This window comes from Streptomyces sp. CA-278952 (assembly GCF_028747205.1).
Lineage (GTDB): Bacteria > Actinomycetota > Actinomycetes > Streptomycetales > Streptomycetaceae > Streptomyces.
Map to the genome: position 1 here is coordinate 5,562,871 of NZ_CP112880.1, position 22,475 is coordinate 5,585,345.

Sequence of the window (22,475 nt, forward strand, 5' to 3'; positions counted from 1 at the left end):
GCGGGGCGGTGGGCAGGGCGCAGTCCGGCACGCGGGGAGCGCGTCGTCAGACGACGCTGCCGGTCCAGTGCTTGACCGGTGCCTTGAGGTCGGTGCCGGTGCTGGTGAACGTGAACAGGGCGTCGATGCGCCGGCCGTCGACGGAGGTCCCGGCGTGGTAAAGGACACCGACGTCGGCCTTGCCGTCCTTGTTGAAGTCGCCGGAGACCGGCTGGCTCGCGGCCCAGGAGAAGGATCCGGTGCTGGTCCACACCTCGCGGGGCGCGGCGAAGGCCGTGCCGGTGCTCGCGAAGGTGAAGAGCGCGGACTGGTGCACGCCTTCCTGCGTGGTCCCGCGGTTGTAGAGGACGGCGACGTCGTCCCGGCCGTCTCCGCTGTAGTCGCCCGAGGTCAGCTTGGTGGCGTTCCAGTTGAAGGAGCCGCTGCTGGTCCAGGTCTTGCGCGGGTTGTTGAAGTCGGTCCCGGTGCTGGTGAAGGTGTAGAGCGACGAGGCGAACTGGCCGTCGGCCGACTTGCCGCCGTTGTAGAGAACGGCGATGTCGTCCTTGCCGTCCATGTCGTAGTCGCCGGAGGTCACCTGGCCGGCCGACCAGGTGAAGCCGCCGGGGGTGGTCCAGGTCTTGCGCGGGTTGGCGAAGCCGGTCCCGGTGCTGTTGAAGGTGTAGAGGGAGGACACCTGGCCGGTGTCGGAGGTGCCGCCGTCGTAGAAGACGGCGACATCGTCCTTGCCGTCCCCGTTGTAGTCGCCCGAGGTGACCTTGCTCTTGCTCCAGGTGAAGCCGCCGGGGGTGGTCCAGGTCTTCTTGGGCGAGCTGAAGCCGGTGCCGGTGCTGGCGAAGGTGTACAGCGAGGTGACGGCGCCGGTGTCGGAGGCGCCGGAGTCGTAGAGGACCGCGAGGTCGTCCTTGCCGTCGCCGGTGAAGTCACCGGAAGTCAGCTGGCTCTTGCTCCAGGTGAAGCCGCCCGGGGTGCTCCAGACCCTCTTGGGCTCGTCGAAGCCGGTGCCGTTGCTGTAGAAGGCGAAGAGCGAGGACCTGTTCGCACCCTCCGTGGAGGTGCCGTTGTCGTAGAACGCGGCGATGTCCTCGCGACCGTCGCCGTTGAAGTCACCGGAGGCGACCTGGGACCCCTGGGGCAGTCCGCGGACCTGGGTGACCCAGTCGGTGAGGTCGTCGGTGCGGGTCTCCACCGCACCGGGGCGGGTCTCATCGGAGCCGAAACAGCCGGCCTGCCAGGAGGTGCTGTGGACGGCGGCGAGCAGGACCTTGCCGTCCTGCTCGCGCAGAGCGGGACCGCCGGCGTCGCCCTTGCAGATCGCGCCGCCGTCACGGGTGACGGCCACTGTCGTCGCACCGGTCGCACTCACGGCGAACGAGCCGGCGTGCAGCCGGTCGGGGACCCAGGACGACGCGGTACGGCCGTAACCCAGAGCCCGCAGACTTTCGCCCGCCACCGGGGCGGTGTCCGCGAGAAGCACCGGCGCGATGTCCGTGACCGGCTGGGCCAGCTTGGCCATCACCAGATCACGGTCGGTGCGCGAGACCAGCTCGGTCACCTCGACGACCTTGCCGCCCGTACCGGTCAGGTCCGTGCGTCCGATCGTCGCCGTGGTCTTCTGCGCGGGGGCGCCGGCGGGAAGCGGGAAGGCCGGCTGCCCGGCCGCCGCGAAGCAGCTGCTCGCGGTCAGGATCCACTGGGCGTCGACCAGCGAACCGGTGCAGGCACGCTTCGCGTCGCCCTCACCGATGTCGAGCTTCGCGGTGAAGGCGTACGAGCCGCCGGTGACCGCGTCACCGACCACGGCCTGCGCGGGGGACGTAACGGTCAGTGCACCGGTCGCGGCGACCACCGCGAGCAGAGCTGTACTCCGCACACGGCGGGAAGATCTCAAAGACACAAGGGCTCCTCATGTGGACTGTGCATCGCAGCTCAGGTGCGCGCAGAGAGGTTGCGAGAACGTGGGAACGCCACCGCCGCAGGGCCACCGCGGCAGACTGGCCTGCGATGGGCGGGCAGTTGCGGTGAACGGTTGGAGAGATGATCAGGCGGCGTCCGCGCGTAGAGGACTATGCGGAGGTGGAAAGCTCGATGAGCGTGTGGTCGCGGCCCTGCGGATCTGTGGACTGGCCGACGCCCTTCCACTCAGCCTTGGCCAGGGCGACTTTCTGCTCACTATTTTCGGCCGTCAGAGTGATGTCGGTCTCATGTGAAGTGCTTCCCTTTATTCCGTACACGGCAGGAATTTCCACGCTGAGGTATCCGACATCCCCCGTGGTGCGGAAGCACGTCTGACCGGTGGTGCGCGAATACACCACCATGAGGTCACTGCTGGAACCGCATTCCGCGAGAACGATGTGACCGTCGCCGCGCTTGAGGACGATGCCGCGCTCTTCCTTGATCTTGTCTGCCTGCGGGTAGTTGAAATCCTCTACGAGGGATGACGGGGCTTCGTTGGCCAGGCGGGTCGCGGGATTACTCTCGGCTTCGCCGGCGAACGCTACTGTCGCGGCTGCGGTAATGCAGGCCACAGCTGCGACAGTGGCAGTCATCATGCGGTTCAGGCGCTTCATGGTGATAACCTTCCTGTTTGTTGTGAATGTTTTTGTTTTTCTGTTTTTGTTTATCTGTCCGAGCTGTTTCCTGGAACAGAAGGCAGGGTGGGGGTGGAGCGAGATCGGGAATAAACTTTGAGATTCCACGTGGGTCGATCGTCCGCGGGAAGGTTCTGTTCAGAGGAATGCGGCCATGGCGGCGATGATTGCCGCAAGGGTGAGCAGGAAGACAGCGGCCTGTGGCCCTGTCATCTCCTCCATCGGCTTTCCGGAACGCTTCAGATCCAGCTGACGTCGGATGTTTTTGGCGAAGATCACTCGTGCGAGGGTCAGACTGAGGGTGATCGCCACATACAGCATCAGTGGGGTCGCTTCCTCGCCCTCATTGCTCGTCGTGCTCAAGAAGACGGAGGCGGCGCCGACGAGGGGAAGCAGCAAAGAAAGGACCTTGGCCCGTGCCGTGATGGCCATGGACTGGGCGGCCACGGCGAGGGCAATTCCAGATGCGGCTGCAGCTACCCACCAATGAGTGAGAGAGAACGATGATGTCAGCATAAGGATCCTAGGTTCAGCGGCACCGCTCAGCGCTTTCGGAGGGGGCTACCGAGGGCTCGGGTCGCCCCCTCCGGTGGGTGACGCCCGTTAATGCAGCCAGTCGATAAATCCGATCACTGTGGTTGCCGTGTCGCTGACGACGCCGTGCACTTTCTCACCCACAGTCACGGCCACCCGCTCAAGGTCGTCACCAATGCCGAACTTGCTGAGCAGCTTGCCTTTTCCGACGAGTATTCCGCCGACCAAGAACAAGCCGACTGCCTTCTTGAACTCCTTACTGTCCCAGCCCCACCCGAACCCGGTGAGGATGGCACTCACACCCTGAAGGCCAATCGAAACCAGTCCTGCCACGGTAGCGGGCAAGGCGGCAGGTACGTATCCGATCAGAGAGAGCGCGCCGAGGACGACGGCGATCCCTCCGGACACCGCACTCCAGTGGGAGACCGCGTCTGCCCAGTCCTTGGCATCTTTGATGTCCTCGGGCCAGAGCCCCCAGCCCGTGGTGTCCCCGGTGTTGTCGTTCTCGGGGCTGTCCACCGGGTTGGCGCCGGTTTGCTTGTTCTGCTTCGCCCTTTCGACCGCCGCTTTCGCTGCGGCCTCGGCCTCGGCCTTCCGCTTCACGACAGCGATCTGGCGAGCCTGGCTGGCGGCGGCGGAAGCGGCCCTCGCGTCCTGGCCGGCCTTGATCGCCGCGGCTTGAGCGCTGGCAGCGGATGCCTGGGCCTGTGACGCGGACGTGACCGCTTGGATCGCGGATCCGGACGCCTGGCGCATCGAGTAGTTCGCCATCCGTGCCGCGCCTCGCGCTGTCGTTGCGGCGGACTGGGCGTTCTTGGCCGACTGGGCCGCGGACGCTGCTGATTTGTCCGCCGCATCCGCGTTGCTCTTGGCCTCGGAGGCCGCGCTCGCGGCGTCCTTGGCGTAGGTCTCCGCCTTCGCCGCCCACTCGGAAGCTTCCTGTGCTGCCTTGCGGGCCTCAGCTGCCGCTTTGGACGCCCGTGCGGCGTCCTCCAGCGCCTTCGCCGCGACGCTCGCAGCGCGCGCGAGGGTTGCGCGGATCGCGGAGATGTGAGTGGCCCGGTCCTGGTCCAGGCGGGCGACGTTCCACTTGCCGTGGGTGACGAAGGCGCGCCGCATCTGGGCGGAACCTTCCAGGACAATCTGCGCGGCCGACCGCATGTAGGGGCCGCCGGATTCCAGGAGGCCGAATATCTCGACCCGATCGTCCTCCTTGGTCGCCTCCGGCAACTCGACGCTGAAGAACTTGTGCAAGGCCGAGGCGGTCCCCTTGGCCAGTGCCGCCTCGGCCTTCTCCTTGACGGTCCTTCCGGGGCTTGCGCTGAGGATTTTGAACGCAGCCATGCGGTAGTCGGTGACTGCCGCCTCGATCACTCCGTGATCGAGGAAATCGCTTGCGGCGTTCGATGCGTCCTTGGCCAGCGCTGAGTGGGCGGCCTCGGCCACGTCGGCCGTAGCTGAGCCGGCGACTGTCAGGACGGTCTCGCGGTCGTCCTGTTGCTGAGCCAGGAGCCGGTCGGTGTCGATCCAGTTGGTCACATCGTGGTCGGAGCCGGCGAGAGCGAACTCGGCGGCTCCGCGGGTCCAGGTGCCGGAGGCATCCAGCAGCCGCACAGCCGCCTTTCGGCCGGTGGCGACCGCGCTCGCGGTGTCCCCCAGCCGGAGTGCCGATTCGGCTGCGGAGATGAGGTCCTTCGTCTCCGAGGAGGTCTTGTCCACCTCCGTACGTTCCCGATTGGCCCGTACGATGTCCTCGGTCTCCGCCTGCGACCTCAACCGGGCCTCGAAGACGCCGAGTTCGGTGTCCTCGGCGATCTGTGCCGACTCTGCCGTGCGGGCGGCCTGCTCAACAGCCTGGGCCTCCTTGACGGCGTTGGAGGCCGTGGTCGCAGCCTCTACCGCGGCCTTCGCGAACTCTGTGGACCGCTTGGCGTATTCGATCGCCTTGCCCGCGTTGTCCGCAGCGTCCTCGGCGGCAGCTGCTGCCTTGTCCGCGTGCGACGCAGCGCTGTTGGCGGCATCACGTGCCACACGGGCGGCGTTCGCGGCGCGGTTGGCCAAGGTCTGTGCGGTGCCTGCGGCCCTGGTCGCCCGTGCCGCAGCGGCGTCGGCCTCGGCGGCAGCCTGTCGGGCCCTGGCGGCCTGGGCCTGTGCGGCGCCCGCAGATGCTGCGGCATCGGCCGAGGCGCTGGCGGCTGCGGCGGCGTTACGGGCCGCGCCCGCAGCGGCCGCCCCGGCGGCCGATGCCTGGCTGGAGGCGATCGCGGCCTGGTCGGCGGCCTTGGCGGCGGTCCGGGCGCGGGCTGCGGCGTTCCTGGCGCCCTCGGCAGCACTGCGCGCGGCGGATGCCTTGGTGGCGTCCTTGGAGGCGGATATCGCGGCGTGGTAGGCGCGGGAGGCGGCGTGGCCGGCGGAGGCGGCGGCAGCGGCAGCGGCTTGAGCGGCCTGTGCGGCGCGGCTGGAGGCAGCCTGAGCCGTACGGGACGCGGATATAGCCGTGTTGGCGGCAGCGGCGGCTCCGTGAGCGGCATTCGCGGCGTTGTTTGCCGCGTCGGCCGACCTGCGTACGTCCTGCTGGGCCGCCCTCGCCTCTTCTGCTGCCTTCAGCGCGGCAGACTTCGCCTTCTCGGCAGCTTCTTTCGCGCGGTCGGACGCCGCGACCGCCCTATCCGTCGTCTGCTGCGCCCGCTTGCCCTCACGCTCCACGATCGCGACCAACTGCTCGATGGTCGCGGTCTCTTCGTCCCGGGCGCGGGCGATGTGCTGACCGGAGGAGAGGAACTGGCGGATCGCTTCGGGACTGCCGTCCTCCAAAGCGCGGTGCGCGTACTTCTTGACCTCCGGAGACGCGTCGTTGACGAGGGCGAAGACGGCTACCTGGTCGTCTGTCTCCCGTGCGGTGTGCTGGGTAGTTGCCAGGAACGTCCTGAAGGCATCCTCGGTGTTCAACTCCAAGGCTTTGGTGGCTTCTTGCCTCATCGTGACGCCGCCGTGCTCCAGGGCGGAGAACACGGCCACCCTCAGGTCTTCCTCGACGGGTCGTTTGAAGCCCTCATTGAGGAAGGTGGCGACCGCTGCGTCGCCGGCTGACAGCGCTGCGGATGCCGACTCGCGAACGGTCTTGCCCGCATGGGAGAGGGCCGAGAAGACGGCGAAACGATTGTCCTCCGCACGTGCGGCAGGAAGCCCGGTGGCCAGAAAGGCGGTGAGAGCGGCCGGCGTGCCGACGAGAGCTGCGGCTGCGGCCTCACGAACGGCTTGCCCGCCGGTCTTGTAGGCCCAAACGGCCTTTCCCTGATCGGTGTTGGGCAGCCCGTTCTCCGGATCGCCGGAGACTGGTGCGGCCTGGGCAGGGAATGCCGTCAGAGTGAGGATGGAAGGCAGCGCGGGAAGAGCCGCCGCCCCGGCGGCGGTGGCGAGTATTCGGCGTCTGCTCCACAACGAAAGCGACAAGACGTTCGTCCTCCCCCAAAAAAGGGCATGTGGCCTCACGTGCCCATGCCTCTGACTGTGGCGGCCTGCTGATTGACGGTGCGAAGGGAAACGCGCCGTGTCGTTTGACTTCGCTGGATGTTACATGTTCCGCACAAGTGTTCACGTTCTGCGAGCGTTTCCTTCACAAATGAGGTCTCGATTGCGGTGGCTTTCGGCGTGAACGCCGCTCGACGGGTAGGTCGCGACAGAAGGGAGGGGAGATGGTGTGGTGTTGTCGTGCCGCCGCGGTCGTATCCGGGGCTTCCGAAACGCGGGTCGGGTCAGCCGCTGCGGGGTGCAGAAGGCGTGGGCGACCGGGACGAGGGTGTTGTGGTGATGCCGGCCCCGCCGGGTTCGGCCTTCGAAGTGGGCCGGGCCCAGGGCCTCTTCCATCTCGCGGTGGTCGCTCTCGATGCGCCGGCGAAGCTTCGCGGTGCGTACGAGGACGGGCGGCGGGGTGTTCGCGGTGCGTACGAGGACGGGCAGCGGGGTGTTCGCGGGCAGGTGGGAGAGCCGGAAGCCGGAACTGCACGGGCTCGTCCTGGTCGGCGGGCCACTCCGCCGGCTGCCGACGTGTGGGGAAGCCCGGTGCCGGCCGTGGCCCCGTGGGGCGCCTCGATACCCAGGACCGCGTCTCATCGATCATGTCGAGGGTCAGCTGCCACTTCTCGGCTCGGCCGACCTAGGCAGGGGCGGCGCACTGATCGCGGCGGGCCGCCTTCGCCGGATCGGCCTTCGGTGAGGCGGGGTCCCAGCTCCCGGGCAGAAGCAACCGCCGGTTCACCGCCGCCGAGGCACGGCCGCATGCCTGACCGAGGGGCTCCGCAGCGAACTTCCCGGTTTGACCCCCACACCGCCGCCCCGTAATCTTGACCCTCGGTGTGTTTCCTTAACGCGCCTACCCCTGAGCACATCCCTCCCGGTAACGGTCGGTGTTCGCGCCGTCCGCCAGGAGAGGCCGCTCATCCTTCCGGATCGTCCCGGGCCCCGGCCCGTGCGAGCGGCTGGCATCAGGGGATCCGTTCCGAGCGAGAGAGAGATCCGCGTGTACGCCATCGTGCGCAGCGGTGGTCGCCAGCACAAGGTTGCTGTCGGCGACATCGTTGAAGTTGACAAGATTCCCACTGCCAAGGTTGGCGACACGGTCGAGCTCTCGACCCTGCTCGTTGTCGACGGTGACGCGGTCACCAGCGACCCGTGGGTGCTGGACGGCATCAAGGTCACGGCCGAGATCGTGGACCACCACAAGGGCGCGAAGATCGACATCCTTCGCTACAAGAACAAGACCGGCTACCGCCGTCGCCAGGGTCACCGCCAGCAGTACACGGCGATCAAGGTCACCGGTATCCCCGCGGCTGCGAAGTAAGGGACTGAGAACACATGGCACACAAGAAGGGCGCATCTTCCACTCGGAACGGGCGCGATTCCAATGCTCAGCGGCTCGGCGTGAAGCGCTTCGGCGGTCAGGCCGTCAACGCCGGTGAGATCCTGGTCCGCCAGCGCGGCACCCACTTCCACCCGGGCACGGGCGTCGGCCGTGGCGGCGACGACACGCTGTTCGCACTGGCCGCCGGTGCGGTGGAGTTCGGTACGCACCGTGGCCGCAAGGTCGTGAACATCGTTCCGCTCGCCGTCTGATTTCTCTCAGCGCGCGCAGAACGACACGCAGCACCTTCCGAGGGCGGATCTCAGCTTTCCCGGCGAACGGGGAAGCGGGTCCGCCCTCGGCGTGTTACGACAGAGACAATCCCGTATTTTCCTGCTGTACCTGGAGGCACCAACCATGACCACCTTCGTGGACCGCGTCGAGCTGTATGCCGCCGCGGGTAACGGAGGCCACGGCTGCGCCTCCGTCCACCGTGAGAAGTTCAAGCCGCTGGGAGGCCCCGACGGGGGCAACGGCGGACGCGGCGGCGATGTGATCCTCGTCGTCGAGCAGTCCGTGACCACGCTGCTGGACTACCACCACAGCCCCCACCGCAAGGCCACCAGCGGCCAGCCCGGCGCCGGCGACAACCGCTCCGGCAAGGACGGCCAGGACATGGTCCTGCCCGTCCCCGACGGCACCGTGGTCCTCGACAAGGCCGGGAACGTGCTCGCCGACCTCGTCGGCCAGGGCACTACCTTCGTGGCCGGTCAGGGCGGCCGCGGCGGCCTCGGCAACGCGGCGCTGGCCTCGGCCCGCCGCAAGGCCCCGGGCTTCGCGCTGTTCGGCGAGCCGGGGGAGAGCCGGGATATCGTCCTGGAGCTCAAGACCGTCGCCGACGTGGCCCTCGTGGGCTACCCGAGCGCGGGCAAGTCCTCGCTGATCTCGGTGCTCTCCGCGGCCAAGCCGAAGATCGCGGACTACCCGTTCACCACCCTCGTGCCGAACCTCGGCGTCGTCACCGCCGGCTCGACCGTCTACACCATCGCGGACGTCCCCGGGCTCATCCCCGGCGCCAGCCAGGGCAAGGGCCTCGGCCTGGAGTTTCTGCGGCACGTCGAGCGCTGCTCGGTGCTCGTGCACGTCCTGGACACCGCGACCCTGGAGTCCGACCGCGACCCCGTCTCCGACCTCGACATGATCGAGGAGGAGCTGCGGCTCTACGGCGGCCTGGAGAACCGGCCCCGCATCGTCGCCCTCAACAAGGTCGACATCCCGGACGGCCAGGACCTCGCCGACATGATCCGCCCCGACCTGGAGGCCCGCGGCTACCGCGTCTTCGAGGTCTCCGCGATCGCGCACAAGGGCCTCAAGGAGCTCTCCTTCGCGCTCGCCGGGATCATCGCCGAGGCGCGCGCCACCAAGCCGAAGGAGGAGGCGACCCGCATCGTCATCCGTCCCAAGGCCGTCGACGACGCGGGCTTCACCGTCGCCCTGGACGACGAGGGCATCTACCGGGTGCGCGGCGAGAAGCCCGAGCGCTGGGTGGGCCAGACCGACTTCAACAACGACGAGGCCGTCGGCTACCTCGCCGACCGGCTCAACCGGCTCGGCGTCGAGGCCGCCCTGATGAAGGCGGGCGCCCGGGCCGGCGACGGTGTCGCGATCGGCCCCGAGGAGAACGCGGTCGTCTTCGACTGGGAGCCGACCGTGACCGCGGGTGCCGAGATGCTCGGCCGCCGCGGCGAGGACCACCGCCTGGAGGAGCCGCGCCCCGCCGCGCAGCGTCGCCGGGACCGTGACTCCGAGCGGGACGACGCGGAGAAGGAATACGACGAGTTCGACCCCTTCTAAAGGACCCCTTCCCAAGAGGGGTCTCCCGGGGGAGCACTCCCGGACATGGCCGACGGCCCGTCTCCCCGGAGGCGGGCCGTCCGGTAGCCTCGGGCCGGGCGCCGGTGGTTTTCGCCGGTCACGCCGGGTGCACGTGCCGCGGATGTGCGGATTGAGCAACACATCTGTGGGGTCGGTCACCCCGTGCGATCGCCCCGAAGCGCCCAACCTCCCTGGCCAGAGGGTGAACTGCGGGTATCCGCAGGACGATCGGCGGACGACGTCCACCTTGCGAGACGGTCACGGAGAGTGCGACCATCACACTGTTCCCCCGTCATAGCAAGGTAGGTCGTCTGTGTCTGTGCCGCATGAAGCCAAGCCCCGGACCACAGCGGTCGTGCTCGCCGGTGGGACCGGCCAGCGCGTGGGCCTGTCGATCCCCAAGCAGCTGCTGAAGATCGCCGGCAAGGCCGTCATCGAGCACACGCTGACCATCTTCGAGAACGCCGAGGGCATCGACGACGTCATCGTGCTGATGGCGCCCGGTTTCGTGCCCGACGTCGAGAAGATCGTCGCGAAGGCCGGACTGACCAAGGTCACCCGGATCATCGAGGGCGGCAACACCCGCAACGAGACCACCGAGCGTGCCATCGCGGTCCTCGGCGAGGGCCTCGCCGAGGGCGAGGACCGCAACGTCCTCTTCCATGACGCGGTACGCCCCCTGCTGTCACAGCGTGTGATCACGGACTGCGTCGACGCGCTGGACCGCTACCAGGCCGTCGACGTCGCCATCCCGTCGGCGGACACGATCATCGTGACCCGCACGCACGGTGGGGACGGTGAGTTCATCACCGAGGTGCCCGACCGCTCCCGGCTGCGCCGCGGCCAGACGCCGCAGGCCTTCAAGCTCTCCACGATCCGCCGGGCGTACGAGGTCGCGGCGGGCGACCCCAACTTCCAGGCGACCGACGACTGTTCGGTGGTCCTCAAGTACCTCCCCGACGTGCCGATCTATGTGGTCGCGGGCGACGAGTACAACATGAAGGTGACCCAGCCGGTCGACGTCTTCATCACCGACAAGCTCTTCCAGCTGGCCTCCACCGCCGCCCCCCGCCAGGCCGACGAGGCCGCCTACCGGGAGCTCCTCACGGACAAGACCCTCGTGGTCTTCGGCGGTTCGTACGGCATCGGCGCCGACATCGCCTCCCTTGCGGAGAGCTACGGCGCGAAGGTCTACGCGCTGGGCCGCTCCACCACCGGTACGCACGTGGAGAACCCGGAGCACGTGGACGACGCGCTCTCCAAGGCGTACGCCGAGACCGGGCGGGTCGACTACGTCATCAACACCGCGGGCGTGCTGCGGATCGGCAAGCTGGCCGAGACGGACAACACGACGATTCAGGAAGCCCTGAACGTCAACTACCTGGCGCCCGTCCAGATCGCCCGCGCCTCGTACAAGTACCTGGCGGAGACCCAGGGCCAGTTGCTGCTCTACACCTCCAGCAGCTACACCCGGGGCCGCGCCGAGTACAGCCTCTACTCCTCCACCAAGGCCGCCATGGTCAACCTCACCCAGGCGCTCGCCGACGAGTGGGCGGGGGAGGGCATCCGGGTCAACTGCGTGAACCCGGAGCGCACCGCGACCCCGATGCGCACCAAGGCGTTCGGCCAGGAGCCCGAGGGCTCGCTGCTCTCCTCGGAGGCCGTGGCCCGCACCTCGCTGGACGTCCTGCTCTCCGCCATGACCGGTCACGTCATCGACGTACGGCAGCAGGACCCGACGGCGGGAGCCGCCGGGTCCTCCGGTTTCGAGCAGGCTCTGGCCTCCGTGCTGGACCGTCAAGCAGATGTGTAATAATTCTTGACAAATGTGCTTTTCCGGGCCTCTGTTGTCGCTTTGTGCGATGGCAGAGGCCCGAATGCGTGAAGCCGCATCTTCACATTTCCGCCAATACGTGAATCAACCGGCACCCCCTGGAGCAGGTTCTTCGTGATCTCGACAGCCATTCGCCTGGCCCGTGTGGGCAGCAGGTCGGAACTGGCGGCAGCGTTGTTGATGGGGCTGGGATACCCCTGCGTCATGCTTGCCGCGCTCATTCCCCACATCTGGTTCTTCGCGGCGGCCACCGCTGTCACGTACGCCACCGACTGGTATCTGCACCAGAAGGGGAGCTATCTGGTCAACCGCCTGGGCAAGGTGCGCGCCGGGCTGTCGATCCGCTTCCTCCTGCGGCAGCTCATGGTCATCCTGCTGCTGGCCCGGCTGGGTCTCGCCGAGTCGCCGCTGTTCTACTCGGCGGTGGCCTGTTTCCTGCTCTTCTACGGGCTCCAGGCGCCGCACGGCGCCCTGACGACCCTGATCCGGCTCCGCCGCACCATGCCGGTCGTCACCCGCAACGTGGACCTGCACGCGGTCCGCATCCCCGACGCCCCGCCCGGCGCGCTGCTGCGGCGCTCCGCGGAGAAGATGCTGCACCTCGACATCCCGGCCGTGGCGGGCATCCTGATCGCCGCCGGTACCGGTGAGAACGTCATCGGTTACGCGGGCATCGGCCTGACGCTGCTGCTGGCCCTGCTCTACCTCGCGCTGCTGTTCCCGTACATGCGGCGCGGCAGGCTGGCGCCTCCGGCCCCCGCCGTGCTCAAGGCCGTCGACAGCTGGCTGCGCGACTACCAGCCGACCGTGGTGCTCTACTTCTCCGGCTCCAACGAGTCCGCCTACCAGGGCAACATGTGGCTGGAGACCATGGCCCGGGTCGAGGGCCGGCCGCTGATCATCATGCGGGAGCGCGGCCTCGTCCCGCAGCTGGCCGAGACCTCCGTCCCGGTCCTCTGCATCCCGGCGGGCACCCACCTGATGAACCTGGACCTCTCGACCGTCCGGGTCTGCCTGTATCCCGCCAACGTCGGCAAGAACATCCACATCCTGCGGGTCCCGACGATGAAGCACGTCTTCATCGGGCACGGCGACAGCGACAAGCTCGCCAGCGTCAACCCGTACTCCAAGGTCTACGACGAGGTCTGGACCGCGGGCCGGGCCGGCCGCGACCGCTACGCGCTGGCCGACGTCGGCGTCCTCGACCAGGACATCGTCGAGGTCGGCCGCCCGCAGCTGGAGCCCATCAGGAGCTGGACGGGCGCCGTCAAGAACCCGATCCCGACCGTGCTGTACGCGCCCACCTGGGAGGGCTGGGACGACAATCCGGGCAACACCTCCCTGCTGCTGGCGGGCGAGAACATCGTGCGCCGGCTGCTGAACGCCGCCGACCCGGTCCGGATCATCTACAAACCGCACCCCTTCACCGGTATCCGCAGCGGCAAGGCCAAGGCCGTCAACGCCCGGATCCGGGCGATGCTGGAGAAGGCCGCGGCCGAGCGTGCCGCCGAGCCCCGCTGGGCGAAGGACGGGTCGTCGGCCGCCGCCGGGCAGAGCGCGGCCAAGGCCGAGCTGACCCGGATCGAGGCGCGGCTCGCGCAGCTCGCGGCTGTCGGCCGCTCGGGCGGCGACGAAGCGGAGGAGTCGCGGATCTCGCTCGCCGACCCCGCCCGCGAGGCGGAGGCCGCCCGCTTGCGGGCCGAGTGGAACGACGCGTACTGGCGCTCCTTCGGCTGGTGGGAGCACCGTACGGTGACCGGCGCGCAGCCCAAGCTCTACGACTGCTTCAACGAGTCCGACGCCATGGTTTCGGACATCTCCAGTGTGGTCTCCGACTTCATCGCGAGTGGCAAGCCGTACGCGGTCACCGACTCCGCAGCGCTCGGAGCCGCAGAGTTCAAGCGGCAGAACACCGCGGTGCGCGCCGCGGTCATCCTGTCCAACGGCGCCGAGGAGCTCGATGCGCTGCTGGCCGCGGTGGCCGACCCGGCGGCGGACACGCTGGCGGACGCCCGTCGCGAGCTGAAGAGCTACCTCCTGGGGCCGGACGAGCCGACCTCCATGGAGCAGTTCAACTCCGCCGTACGGGCGCTGGCCGCCAAGGCCGAGGCCCGCAACGTGGGCGTCGCCCAGCGGCTCGGCGACCAGTCCGTGGCGGTGCCGGACGAGGAGGCCGTCTCCAGCGGCGTCGGGGCCGACGATCCGCAGGCGGTGGCCGAGGCCGACGCCACGGCGGACCCGGACGCACCGGAGGCCGAGGCGGTGGAGGCCCGGGCGGCCCTCGCGGAGGGGTCCTCGTCCGTGCGCTGAGCACGGTACGGCCGAGTGGGCGACGTACAGCCGGGTGCGCAGACAGCCGGGCGCCGCACAGCTGATCGACATGGCTGAAAAGCAGGCAACTTCGACCGCGGCCCGTACGTCTCTCCTGCGGGGAGGGATGTACGGGTCGTCCGGCAGGCGGATGCGCAAAGGGTGCAGAGGCGGGCGATCTGCCTTCTTTCGTGATCAAATCGACAGGTGCACATGGCCGACATGCCCAGGAAGAACGACGAGCCCGATGTCAGTGTGATCATCGGAGCTTATGACGCGATGCCCTACCTGGTCCGGTGCCTGGAGTCCGTCGAGGCGCAGACCATCGGCGCGGACCGCATGGAGATCGTCGCGATCGACGACGGCTCCACCGACGGCACCGGCGCCTGGCTGGAGGAGTTCGCCGCCAGGACCGCGATTCCCATGAGAGTCGTCCGGCAGGCGAATTCCGGCGGACCCAGCGGCCCGCGCAATCGGGGCCTCGCTCTCGCCCGCGGCCGGTACGTCTTCTTTCTCGACGCGGACGACTATTTCGGCGAGGAAGCCCTGGAGCGCATGGTCGCCATGGGAGACCGGGCGGGAACGGACGTGGTGCTCGGGAAGATCGTCGGCGTCAATCGCGGTGCCGCGAAATCGATGTGGAAAGAGACCGTCGAGCGAGCCGACCTGTATTCCTCCAACGTCAAATTCACGTTGAGCGCGCAGAAACTGTTCCGGCGCGACCTCCTCGTACGCCTCGGAATGACCTTCGACGAGAAGCTGAAGACGGGTGAGGACGCCCTGTTCACGATGGAGGCGTACATCCGCGGCAACGGGATCTCCGTCGTCGCCGACTACACCTGCTACTACCTGGTGGGCCGTGAGGACCGCAACCAGATGACGAAGAAGGGCGGCTACGAACGCCGCTTCGACTCGGCCCGCGCCCTCATGGGGCTCATCGCCCAGCACGTGCCCCCGGGCCCCCGGCGCGACGTCCTGATGGTGCGGCCCTTCGTCATCACGCTGCTGCCCCAGTTCGGCCCCGGACTGCTGAAGCAGAAGCCCGAGGTCCGCGAGCGGAAGATGGCGCTCGCCGCCCCGCTGATGAAGACGTACTGGACCCCGGAGCTCGGCCGCAACCTCAAGGTGAACGAACGGCTGCGGCTGATGTGTCTCGCCGAGGGCCGGCTCGACCTGCTCCTGGACATCGTCGCCTTCCTGCGCGCCAAGGAGGAGCCCGAACCCGTCCGCCGGGGGAACCCGCCCCGTCTCCACCTCGCCTACCCGCACTTCGGGGAGAGCTCCGTGCTCCCCGACCGGGCCTATGAGGTGACCATCACGGAATGGGTCGGCGGACGGCGGATCGAGGCACCGCGGGACAAGCCCCGCCTCTCCCTCGCCCGGCGCGTGGTCCGCAAGGCCCGCCGGGCACTGCTCGGCGCCGTGCGCGCCCCCCGCGCCCACCGCGTCTGACCGGACGGGGCCGGGGGAGCGCGGGACCCCTCTCCCGCCCCGGTGACGACCGGGGCGGTTCGTCCTGTGAGAGGTGTCACGTCATACTGTGGGGCAACCATGAGACGGTTGGAGACGTCTCATTAACGCCCCGTCCTCCTGGGGTTCATCATCTGCACGTCCCCCCCGGAAAGGCCCTCCACCCGTGGCGTCCCTCGAAGCGATCCCCGACGAGCTCAGCCGGCTCATGAAGTACTTCCCGGAGACTCCGGTCGAGGAGCGCCCCGAATTCCACCGAGCGGCCAAGGACTTCCTGGCCCGTGCGGCCCCGAAGGTCGTACGGCAGTTCTCCCCGATGGCCCGGGTCAAGTGGCACCTGGCGGCCAGCGGACGCGGTGACGAGCTGGTGGACCTGCTGCACTACGAGCGCGAGAACCCGGGAGCCTTCTCCGTCCGCGGCCTGCGGCGCGCCCGCATCGAGCTGCCCGGCGTCGAGAGCTCCTCGCTCCCCTCCTCGGTGCGCAACTTCAACCGCAGCGAACTTCCCGTACGCGGCAAGCTCCTCGACCTCGGTTGGGAGGACGGCAAGCTCCTCGTCAAGGGCTACGCCTACATCCCCAACGTCCCCTCGGCCACCGGCAAGCGCTCACTGCGCGTCGCCGTGCTCCGCCGCCAGGGCAGCCGCTCCACTCTCCCGCTGCGGATGCGCACCGTCCTGGAGCCGCTCGCCACCGCCGAGGCCAAGGGCGCCCTGCACACCTACGACTGGTCCGGCTTCGAGCTCGGCATCGACCCGTCCCGCCTGCGCGTACGCGGCCAGTGGCAGCCCGGCACCTGGCGCCTGGGCATCGGCATCCCGCGCCCCGGCGGCATGTCCGTGGGCAGCATCACCAAGAACAACGCGGGCGCGTCCGGCCACAGCTACACCCGGTTCCTGGACGACGGCGTGCGCCTCGTCGCCGGCTTCGACCGCAACCGGCTCAAGCTCTCCGTGGACGTCGTCCCCGCCGAGATCATCGCCCAGGAAGCCGACGGCGAGACCCTCACCGTCACCCTGCGCTCCCGCGTCACCACCCCTGCGGGCAAATACCCCACCGCGCTGCGCATCGACCACGAGCCGAGCGGCTTCGCCACCGACCTCCCGCTCCAGCAGGGCGACACCGGTGCCGACGGCTGGCTCCGCCACACCGCCCGCCTCGACTTCGCGGACCTCCCCGTCGACGACGTACGCCCCGGCAAGTCCGTCAAGTACGGCGCGCAGATCGTCTTCGCCGACGGCACCACCCGCCGCGCCACCAACGGTGCGCAGTCCGTCACCGGAGTCCACCCGCTGCCCGAGGGACGCGAGTTCGCGATCCTCACCGACGGCGCCGGGAACTTCACCCCCCAGGTCCGCACGGTCCAGCCCCTCGTCGACAGCGTCGAGTGGAGCGCCGACGGCGAGCTGGTCCTCTCCGGCGCCTACACCGGCCCCGCCGAGCAGATGAAGATGGTCCTGCGCCACACCGGCCGCAACGAGGACCGCCCGCTGCCCGTCGAGTTCGCCGACGGCCGCTTCACCGCCCGCCTGCGCCCGGACACCATGCCCACCTACGAGGGCACCGTGCCGCTGCGCGCCGGCCGCTGGATGCCGCGCCTGCGCCTGCGCACCGAGTGGGACCACACCCACGACCTCCCCGTCACGATCCGCCCCGACCTGGTGAACACGCTGCCGCTGGCCCACCGCGGCGAACACCGCACGTACACCGTCGAGCGGCTCGACTTCGACCGGATCTTCGTGGAGTCCGGGCCGGTCCTCGACCCGGAGCTGCGCGGCGCCTACCGCCAGCGGCTGATGCGCGACGTCTATACCCCCGAGCAGCGCGAGCTGCCGCTGCGCGAGGCCGTGCTCTACAACAGCTTCGGCGGCAAGCAGTTCTCCGACTCGCCCCGCGCGGTCTACGAGGAGCTCAAGCGCCGCGGCACCGAGGTCGAGCACATCGCGATGGTCCACGACCAGCAGGTCGTCCTGCCGCCCGGCGTCCGCGGCGTCGAGTGGGGCAGCAAGGAGTGGTACGAGGCACTGGCCCGCAGCCGGTACGTCGTCACCAACGGAGGCATCCGCGAGTGGTTCGTCCGCCGCGAGGGCCAGGTCGTCGTCCAGACCTGGCACGGCACCCCGCTCAAGCGCATCGGCGCCGACCTGCTCGGCACCCCGAAGGCGAACCTGGCCTACATCGCGAGCCTCCCGCAGCGCTCGCGCCAGTACAGCCTGTTCATCACGCCCAACGCCTTCACCACCCCGATCATGACCAACTCCTTCCGCCTCCAGTGCGAGGTCCTGGAAGCGGGCTACCCGCGCAACGACGTCTTCCACGCCCCCGACCGCGTCAAGCGCGCCGCGGCCGTACGGGAGAAGCTCGGCATCCCCGCCGGCAAGAAGGTCGTCCTGTACGCGCCCACCTGGCGCGACGACCAGCGCTACGGCGGCCGCCGCTTCAAGCTGGACAACCAGATCGACGTCGAGGCCGCGAAGCGCGAGCTCGGCGACGACCACGTGCTGCTCTACCGCAAGCACCACAAGGTCCTCGACTCCATCCCCGGCGCCGGACAGGGCTTCGTCCACGACGTCACGTACTACCCGGACATCGCCGACCTCTACCTGATCGCCGACGTGCTGATCACGGACTACTCCTCGGTGCTGTTCGACTTCGCGCACTCCGGGCGGCCGATGCTCTTCTTCACGTACGACCTGGAGCACTACCGCGACACCCTGCGCGGCTTCTACTTCGACTTCACCTCCCGCGCCCCCGGCCCGCTGATCAAGACCTCCGAGGACCTGGTCTCCGCGATCCGGAACATCGACGAGGTGAGCGAGGAGTACAAGGAGAAGTACGCCCAGTTCCGGGTCGACTTCTGCGAGCCCTCCGACGGCCGCGCCGCCGCCCGGGTCGTGGACCGGATGCTCGCCGTCAAGGACGAGCAGCAGAGCTGAGCCCACCGCGGCCGCCCCCGCCACCCGCCCGCGCCCCGTCACCCGCCGTCCTTCGGCGTCCACCGAGCGGAACGGGCAGGCGGCGGGGGCGGCCGCTCGCGTACTGTGCTGAGCCGGGGGCGGCACAGCGGGCCCCGCATCGGACACCGGGGCGATCCAGAGCGAGGAAGCACGTGGCAGAGCAGAGGCCGTCGGGCCGCGAGCCGGCAGTGACCGGCGCCCGGAGGGTCGTCGTCAAGGTCGGCTCCTCCTCGCTCACCACCGCGTCCGGCGGCCTCGACGCCGACCGCGTCGACGCCCTCGTCGACGTCCTGGCCAAGGTCAGGGACGGCGGCGAACGCGAGGTCGTCCTCGTCTCCAGCGGAGCCATCGCCGCCGGACTCGCCCCGCTCGGCCTCGTCCGCAGGCCCAAGGACCTGGCCCGCCAGCAGGCCGCCGCCAGCGTCGGCCAAGGCCTCCTCGTGGCGCGCTACACCGCCTCGTTCGCGCGCTACGGCGTCCGCGTCGGCCAAGTGCTCCTCACCGCCGACGACACCAGCCGCCGGGGCCACTACCGCAACGCCTACAGCACCCTGGACAAGCTCCTGGAGATGGGCGCCGTCCCCGTCGTCAACGAGAACGACACCGTCGCCACCGACGAGATCCGCTTCGGCGACAACGACCGGCTCGCCGCCCTCGTCGCCCACCTCGTCCACGCCGACCTGCTCGTCCTGCTCTCCGACGTGGACGGCCTCTACGACGGACCGCCCGGCACTCCCGGCGCCTCCCGGATCGCCGAGGTCACCGGCCCCGACGACCTGACCGGCGTCACCATCGGCAGCGCCGGGAAGGCGGGCGTCGGAACCGGCGGCATGGTCACCAAGGTCGAGGCCGCCCGCATCGCCACCGCCGCCGGCATCCCCGTCGTCCTCACCTCCGCCAGCCGCGTCGCCGACGCGCTCGCGGGCCGCGACACCGGCACGTACTTCCACCCCACCGGACGCCGCTCCGCCGACCGGCTCCTGTGGCTGGCCCACGCCTCCACCCCGCAGGGCGCGCTCACCCTCGACGACGGCGCCGTACGGGCCGTGGTGGAGCGGCGCACCTCCCTGCTGCCCGCCGGGATCTCCGCCGTCGAGGGCGAGTTCAGCGCCGGCGACCCGGTCGAACTGCGCGACCCGCACGGCACCCCGGTCGCCCGCGGACTCGTCAACTTCGACGCGAAGGAGATCCCCCAGCTGCTCGGCCGCTCCACCCGGGACCTCGCCCGCGAACTGGGGCCCGCCTACGAACGCGAAGTCGTACACAGGGACGATCTGGTCCTCCTCGCGCCGCGCCTCACCCCCTGAAACGGCTGAAAGTCCCGCCATCCAGCGGGGACCTTCCGCAAAACCACCCCACGCCAGGCTGTGGACTGGTCCACTTTGTAGTGGGGAAACAGGGGAACCGCACAGCAACACATCACAGGAGGCCGCCGGTGAGACGAGCGCGCCCGGGGGCGCCGCCCCGAGGCACGGCCAACCGCGCCCTGACGAGCGTCGGAGCGGGGGCGGATTTTGACCAGAATCCGCTCCCGGCGGACACCGTCGAACGGGAGCCGGTCACGACGGCGAAGGAGGAGTCCCCGCAGTCCAAGCTCTGGCACATCACGCTCAGCGTGTCGGGCGCCGAGACTCCGCTGGGGGAGGTCAGACGCGGCCTGGAACAGCTCGCGCACGATCACCCCTTCCTGCTGACCAGCCGCTACGCGAGCGACCACGCGGAGATCCGCTACTGGGAAGAGGCCCGCGACCTGCACGACGCGGCCGCGGTCGCGCTGCGGCTGTGGGGCGAGCACCGCTCCAGCGCCCAGCTCCCGCCCTGGGAGATCGTCGGCCTGGAAGTCATCGACCGCGAGACCTACCACCTGCGGATCGCCGAGGGCTACGGACCGCCGCCCGCGGCCCCCGTGGGCGTGCACCCCTACTGACCTGGGTCGCCAGGGCCCAGGGGCGATCCGGTGGCGTCCGCGCCCCGGGTCGGGCGTCTCGCATCACGGGATACGTGACGGATGCCCGCAGAGTGCGCATTACTCTGCGGGCATGACCACGCTCTCGCCCTACGACAACCTCTCCCCGGTCGCGCAGACCGCCTACCGGGCCCGTGCCGCCGCCGCCGACATCGCGCCACTTCCGCGTGCGGCCAAGGACGACGCGCTGCTGGCCATCGCCGACGCCCTCGAAGTGCGCACGAGCGAGATCGTCGAGGCCAACGCGGAGGACGTCGAGCGCGCCCGCGAGGCCGGGACGGGCGAAGGCATCATCGACCGCCTCACCCTCACGCCGGAACGGATCCGCGCCATCGCCGCCGACGTACGGGACGTCGCGGCCCTCCCCGACCCGGTCGGTGAGGTGGTGCGCGGCTCGACCCTGCCCAACGGCATCGACCTCCGGCAGGTGCGGGTCCCGCTCGGCGTGGTCGGCATCATCTACGAGGCCCGGCCCAACGTCACCGTCGACGCGGCCGCCCTCTGCCTGAAGTCCGGCAACGCGGTCCTGCTGCGCGGCTCCTCCTCGGCCTACGCCTCCAACACCGCCCTCGTCCGGGTCCTGCGCGACGCGGTCGGCGGCTCCGGCCTGCCGGCCGACGCGGTGCAGCTCGTCCCGGGCGAGAGCCGTGACTCGGTGCGCGAACTGATGCGGGCCCGCGGTCTCGTCGACGTCCTCATCCCGCGCGGCGGCGCCTCCCTGATCCGCACGGTCGTCGAGGAGTCCACCGTGCCCGTCATCGAGACGGGCACCGGCAACTGCCACGTCTACGTCGACGCGCAGACGGACCTGGCCATGGCGGTCGACATCCTGATCAACTCCAAGGCCCAGCGCCCCAGCGTCTGCAACGCGGCCGAGACCCTCCTCGTCCACAAGGACGTGGCGGACGCCTTCCTGCCGCTCGCCCTGGACGCGCTGGCCGAGGCCGGGGTCACCGTCCGCGGCGACGAACACGTCCTCGCCCGCGCCGAGGGATCCAAGGCCACGGTGGTCCGGGCGACGACCGAGGACTGGGAGACCGAATACCTCTCCTACGACATCGCGGCGGCGGTCGTCGACTCCCTCGACGCGGCGGTCGCCCACATTCGGCTCTGGTCCTCCGGCCACACCGAGGCGATCGTCACCACCTCGCAGGCCGCCGCCCGCCGGTTCACCCAATTGGTCGATTCGACGACGGTCGCCGTGAACGCCTCCACCCGCTTCACGGACGGCGGGCAGTTCGGCTTCGGCGCCGAGATCGGCATCTCCACGCAGAAGCTGCACGCCCGCGGCCCGATGGGCCTGCCCGAGCTGACCTCGACGAAATACATCGTCACGGGCGACGGGCACATCCGCTAGGGCGTGCCTCGCCCTAGGTCCGGTCCAGACCCCTCCTCGGCCCCTCCGGTCGGCCCATCCGCCGCGAGGGGCCGACCACGCGTTCCCCGTGCCGGTCCGGGGAGTTCATGGGGTCCCTGCCCAAAAGGTCCCGGCCCAGCTACCCTGAAACCGTGCCGGACGACGTGGGGGGCAAGCCGTTTCCTGACGGCTGGGAGCCCGACGACGACCGCGGGGGCGCGGACGAGGACTTCGCCTCCGTGGTGTTCGACGAGGACTTCGTCCGGTCGGCGCCCGTCCATGAGCCCACCGCCGTGGAGCGCCTGCTCGCCGCCGCCGAGGCCCGTGCCGAGGCCGACGCCGCCCGCGCCCGTCGGAGCCGCCGCGCGGACGACGACGCGTACGACCCCTACGGCGGACCCCGGGGATACCACGACCCCCAGGACCTCGACTACGACCCCGACCACGGCACCGGGGACGACGACGGCACCCCGGGGCCCTACGGCCGCCACGGCGGCTCCCTGCGCCCCTACCGCAACTCCGCCCGCTGGCACCGCCCGGTCGCCTGGCTGCTCGCCCTGGTGATGGGCGTCGGCATGGTCTCCCTCGCCTTCACCGCGGTCTACCGGGGCGGTTCGAACAACCGGCAGGACCAGGTGCCGCCGCCCGTCACCAGCGGCGTGGACAAGCCCGGGGCCGCCCCGTCGGCCTCCGCGGACTACTCCCGCCCCACGGTCTCCGCCGAGCCACGGGTGCCCTGAAC

At 69.7% G+C, this 22,475-nt stretch carries 15 protein-coding genes and 1 pseudogene; 11 read left to right on the forward strand and 5 right to left on the reverse strand.

Features of this window, described 5'->3' with window-relative positions:
- Positions 1 to 46: 46 nt before the first annotated feature.
- The 5 genes and pseudogenes from N7925_RS24870 to N7925_RS36220 form a co-directional block, all read right to left on the reverse strand.
- On the reverse strand, positions 47 to 1,873 hold the full coding sequence (locus N7925_RS24870; RefSeq protein ID WP_274345212.1) for an FG-GAP-like repeat-containing protein: 1,827 nt from the start codon (positions 1,871 to 1,873) through the stop codon (positions 47 to 49).
- Between the two features lie 193 nt (positions 1,874 to 2,066).
- Positions 2,067 to 2,570 carry a hypothetical protein gene (locus N7925_RS24875; protein WP_265601664.1) on the reverse strand — a complete coding sequence of 168 codons (504 nt, stop codon included), beginning with the start codon at positions 2,568 to 2,570 and terminating at the stop codon, positions 2,067 to 2,069.
- Between the two features lie 159 nt (positions 2,571 to 2,729).
- Complete coding sequence (locus tag N7925_RS24880; protein ID WP_274345213.1) at positions 2,730 to 3,038, reverse strand: hypothetical protein; 309 nt, start codon at positions 3,036 to 3,038, stop codon at positions 2,730 to 2,732.
- A 156-nt stretch (positions 3,039 to 3,194) separates the two neighbouring features.
- On the reverse strand, positions 3,195 to 6,578 hold the full coding sequence (locus N7925_RS24885) for an ALF repeat-containing protein (protein WP_274345214.1): 3,384 nt from the start codon (positions 6,576 to 6,578) through the stop codon (positions 3,195 to 3,197).
- 141 nt (positions 6,579 to 6,719) lie between these two features.
- Positions 6,720 to 7,407, reverse strand: a pseudogene (locus N7925_RS36220) (transposase); the annotation flags it as partial.
- A 237-nt stretch (positions 7,408 to 7,644) separates the two neighbouring features.
- Between N7925_RS36220 and rplU the strand changes: the two are divergent.
- From rplU to N7925_RS24945, 11 genes are all read left to right on the forward strand, one after another.
- Entirely contained in the window at positions 7,645 to 7,965 is a 321-nt protein-coding gene (gene rplU / locus N7925_RS24895; RefSeq protein ID WP_097869286.1) for a 50S ribosomal protein L21, read from the forward strand.
- Between the two features lie 14 nt (positions 7,966 to 7,979).
- Positions 7,980 to 8,237: a 50S ribosomal protein L27 gene (rpmA, locus tag N7925_RS24900; protein ID WP_026291105.1), complete on the forward strand. Its 258-nt coding sequence runs from the start codon at positions 7,980 to 7,982 to the stop codon at positions 8,235 to 8,237.
- Between the two features lie 145 nt (positions 8,238 to 8,382).
- Positions 8,383 to 9,819 (forward strand): GTPase ObgE, encoded by a 1,437-nt coding sequence (gene obgE, locus N7925_RS24905; RefSeq protein ID WP_265601667.1) that lies wholly within the window; start codon positions 8,383 to 8,385, stop codon positions 9,817 to 9,819.
- A 334-nt stretch (positions 9,820 to 10,153) separates the two neighbouring features.
- Positions 10,154 to 11,653, forward strand: a complete 1,500-nt coding sequence (locus N7925_RS24910) for a bifunctional cytidylyltransferase/SDR family oxidoreductase (RefSeq protein WP_265601668.1) — start codon at positions 10,154 to 10,156, stop codon at positions 11,651 to 11,653.
- 225 nt (positions 11,654 to 11,878) lie between these two features.
- Complete coding sequence (locus N7925_RS24915) at positions 11,879 to 13,984, forward strand: hypothetical protein (RefSeq protein ID WP_274345215.1); 2,106 nt, start codon at positions 11,879 to 11,881, stop codon at positions 13,982 to 13,984.
- A gap of 213 nt (positions 13,985 to 14,197) precedes the next feature.
- Positions 14,198 to 15,436 (forward strand): glycosyltransferase family 2 protein, encoded by a 1,239-nt coding sequence (locus tag N7925_RS24920; RefSeq protein ID WP_274345216.1) that lies wholly within the window; start codon positions 14,198 to 14,200, stop codon positions 15,434 to 15,436.
- 184 nt (positions 15,437 to 15,620) lie between these two features.
- Positions 15,621 to 18,389 carry a CDP-glycerol glycerophosphotransferase family protein gene (locus tag N7925_RS24925; RefSeq protein ID WP_274345217.1) on the forward strand — a complete coding sequence of 923 codons (2,769 nt, stop codon included), beginning with the start codon at positions 15,621 to 15,623 and terminating at the stop codon, positions 18,387 to 18,389.
- Positions 18,390 to 18,562: 173 nt separating this feature from the next.
- Entirely contained in the window at positions 18,563 to 19,717 is a 1,155-nt protein-coding gene (proB, locus tag N7925_RS24930) for a glutamate 5-kinase (RefSeq protein WP_265601672.1), read from the forward strand.
- Between the two features lie 128 nt (positions 19,718 to 19,845).
- The gene (locus tag N7925_RS24935) at positions 19,846 to 20,337 is read left to right on the forward strand and encodes a hypothetical protein (protein WP_265601673.1); all 492 of its coding nucleotides are present in this window, start codon (positions 19,846 to 19,848) and stop codon (positions 20,335 to 20,337) included.
- Positions 20,338 to 20,449: 112 nt separating this feature from the next.
- Positions 20,450 to 21,733, forward strand: a complete 1,284-nt coding sequence (locus N7925_RS24940; protein ID WP_274345218.1) for a glutamate-5-semialdehyde dehydrogenase — start codon at positions 20,450 to 20,452, stop codon at positions 21,731 to 21,733.
- A gap of 152 nt (positions 21,734 to 21,885) precedes the next feature.
- Entirely contained in the window at positions 21,886 to 22,473 is a 588-nt protein-coding gene (locus tag N7925_RS24945; RefSeq protein WP_274345219.1) for an SCO2584 family spore wall biosynthesis protein, read from the forward strand.
- The last annotated feature ends 2 nt before the right edge of the window (positions 22,474 to 22,475 follow it).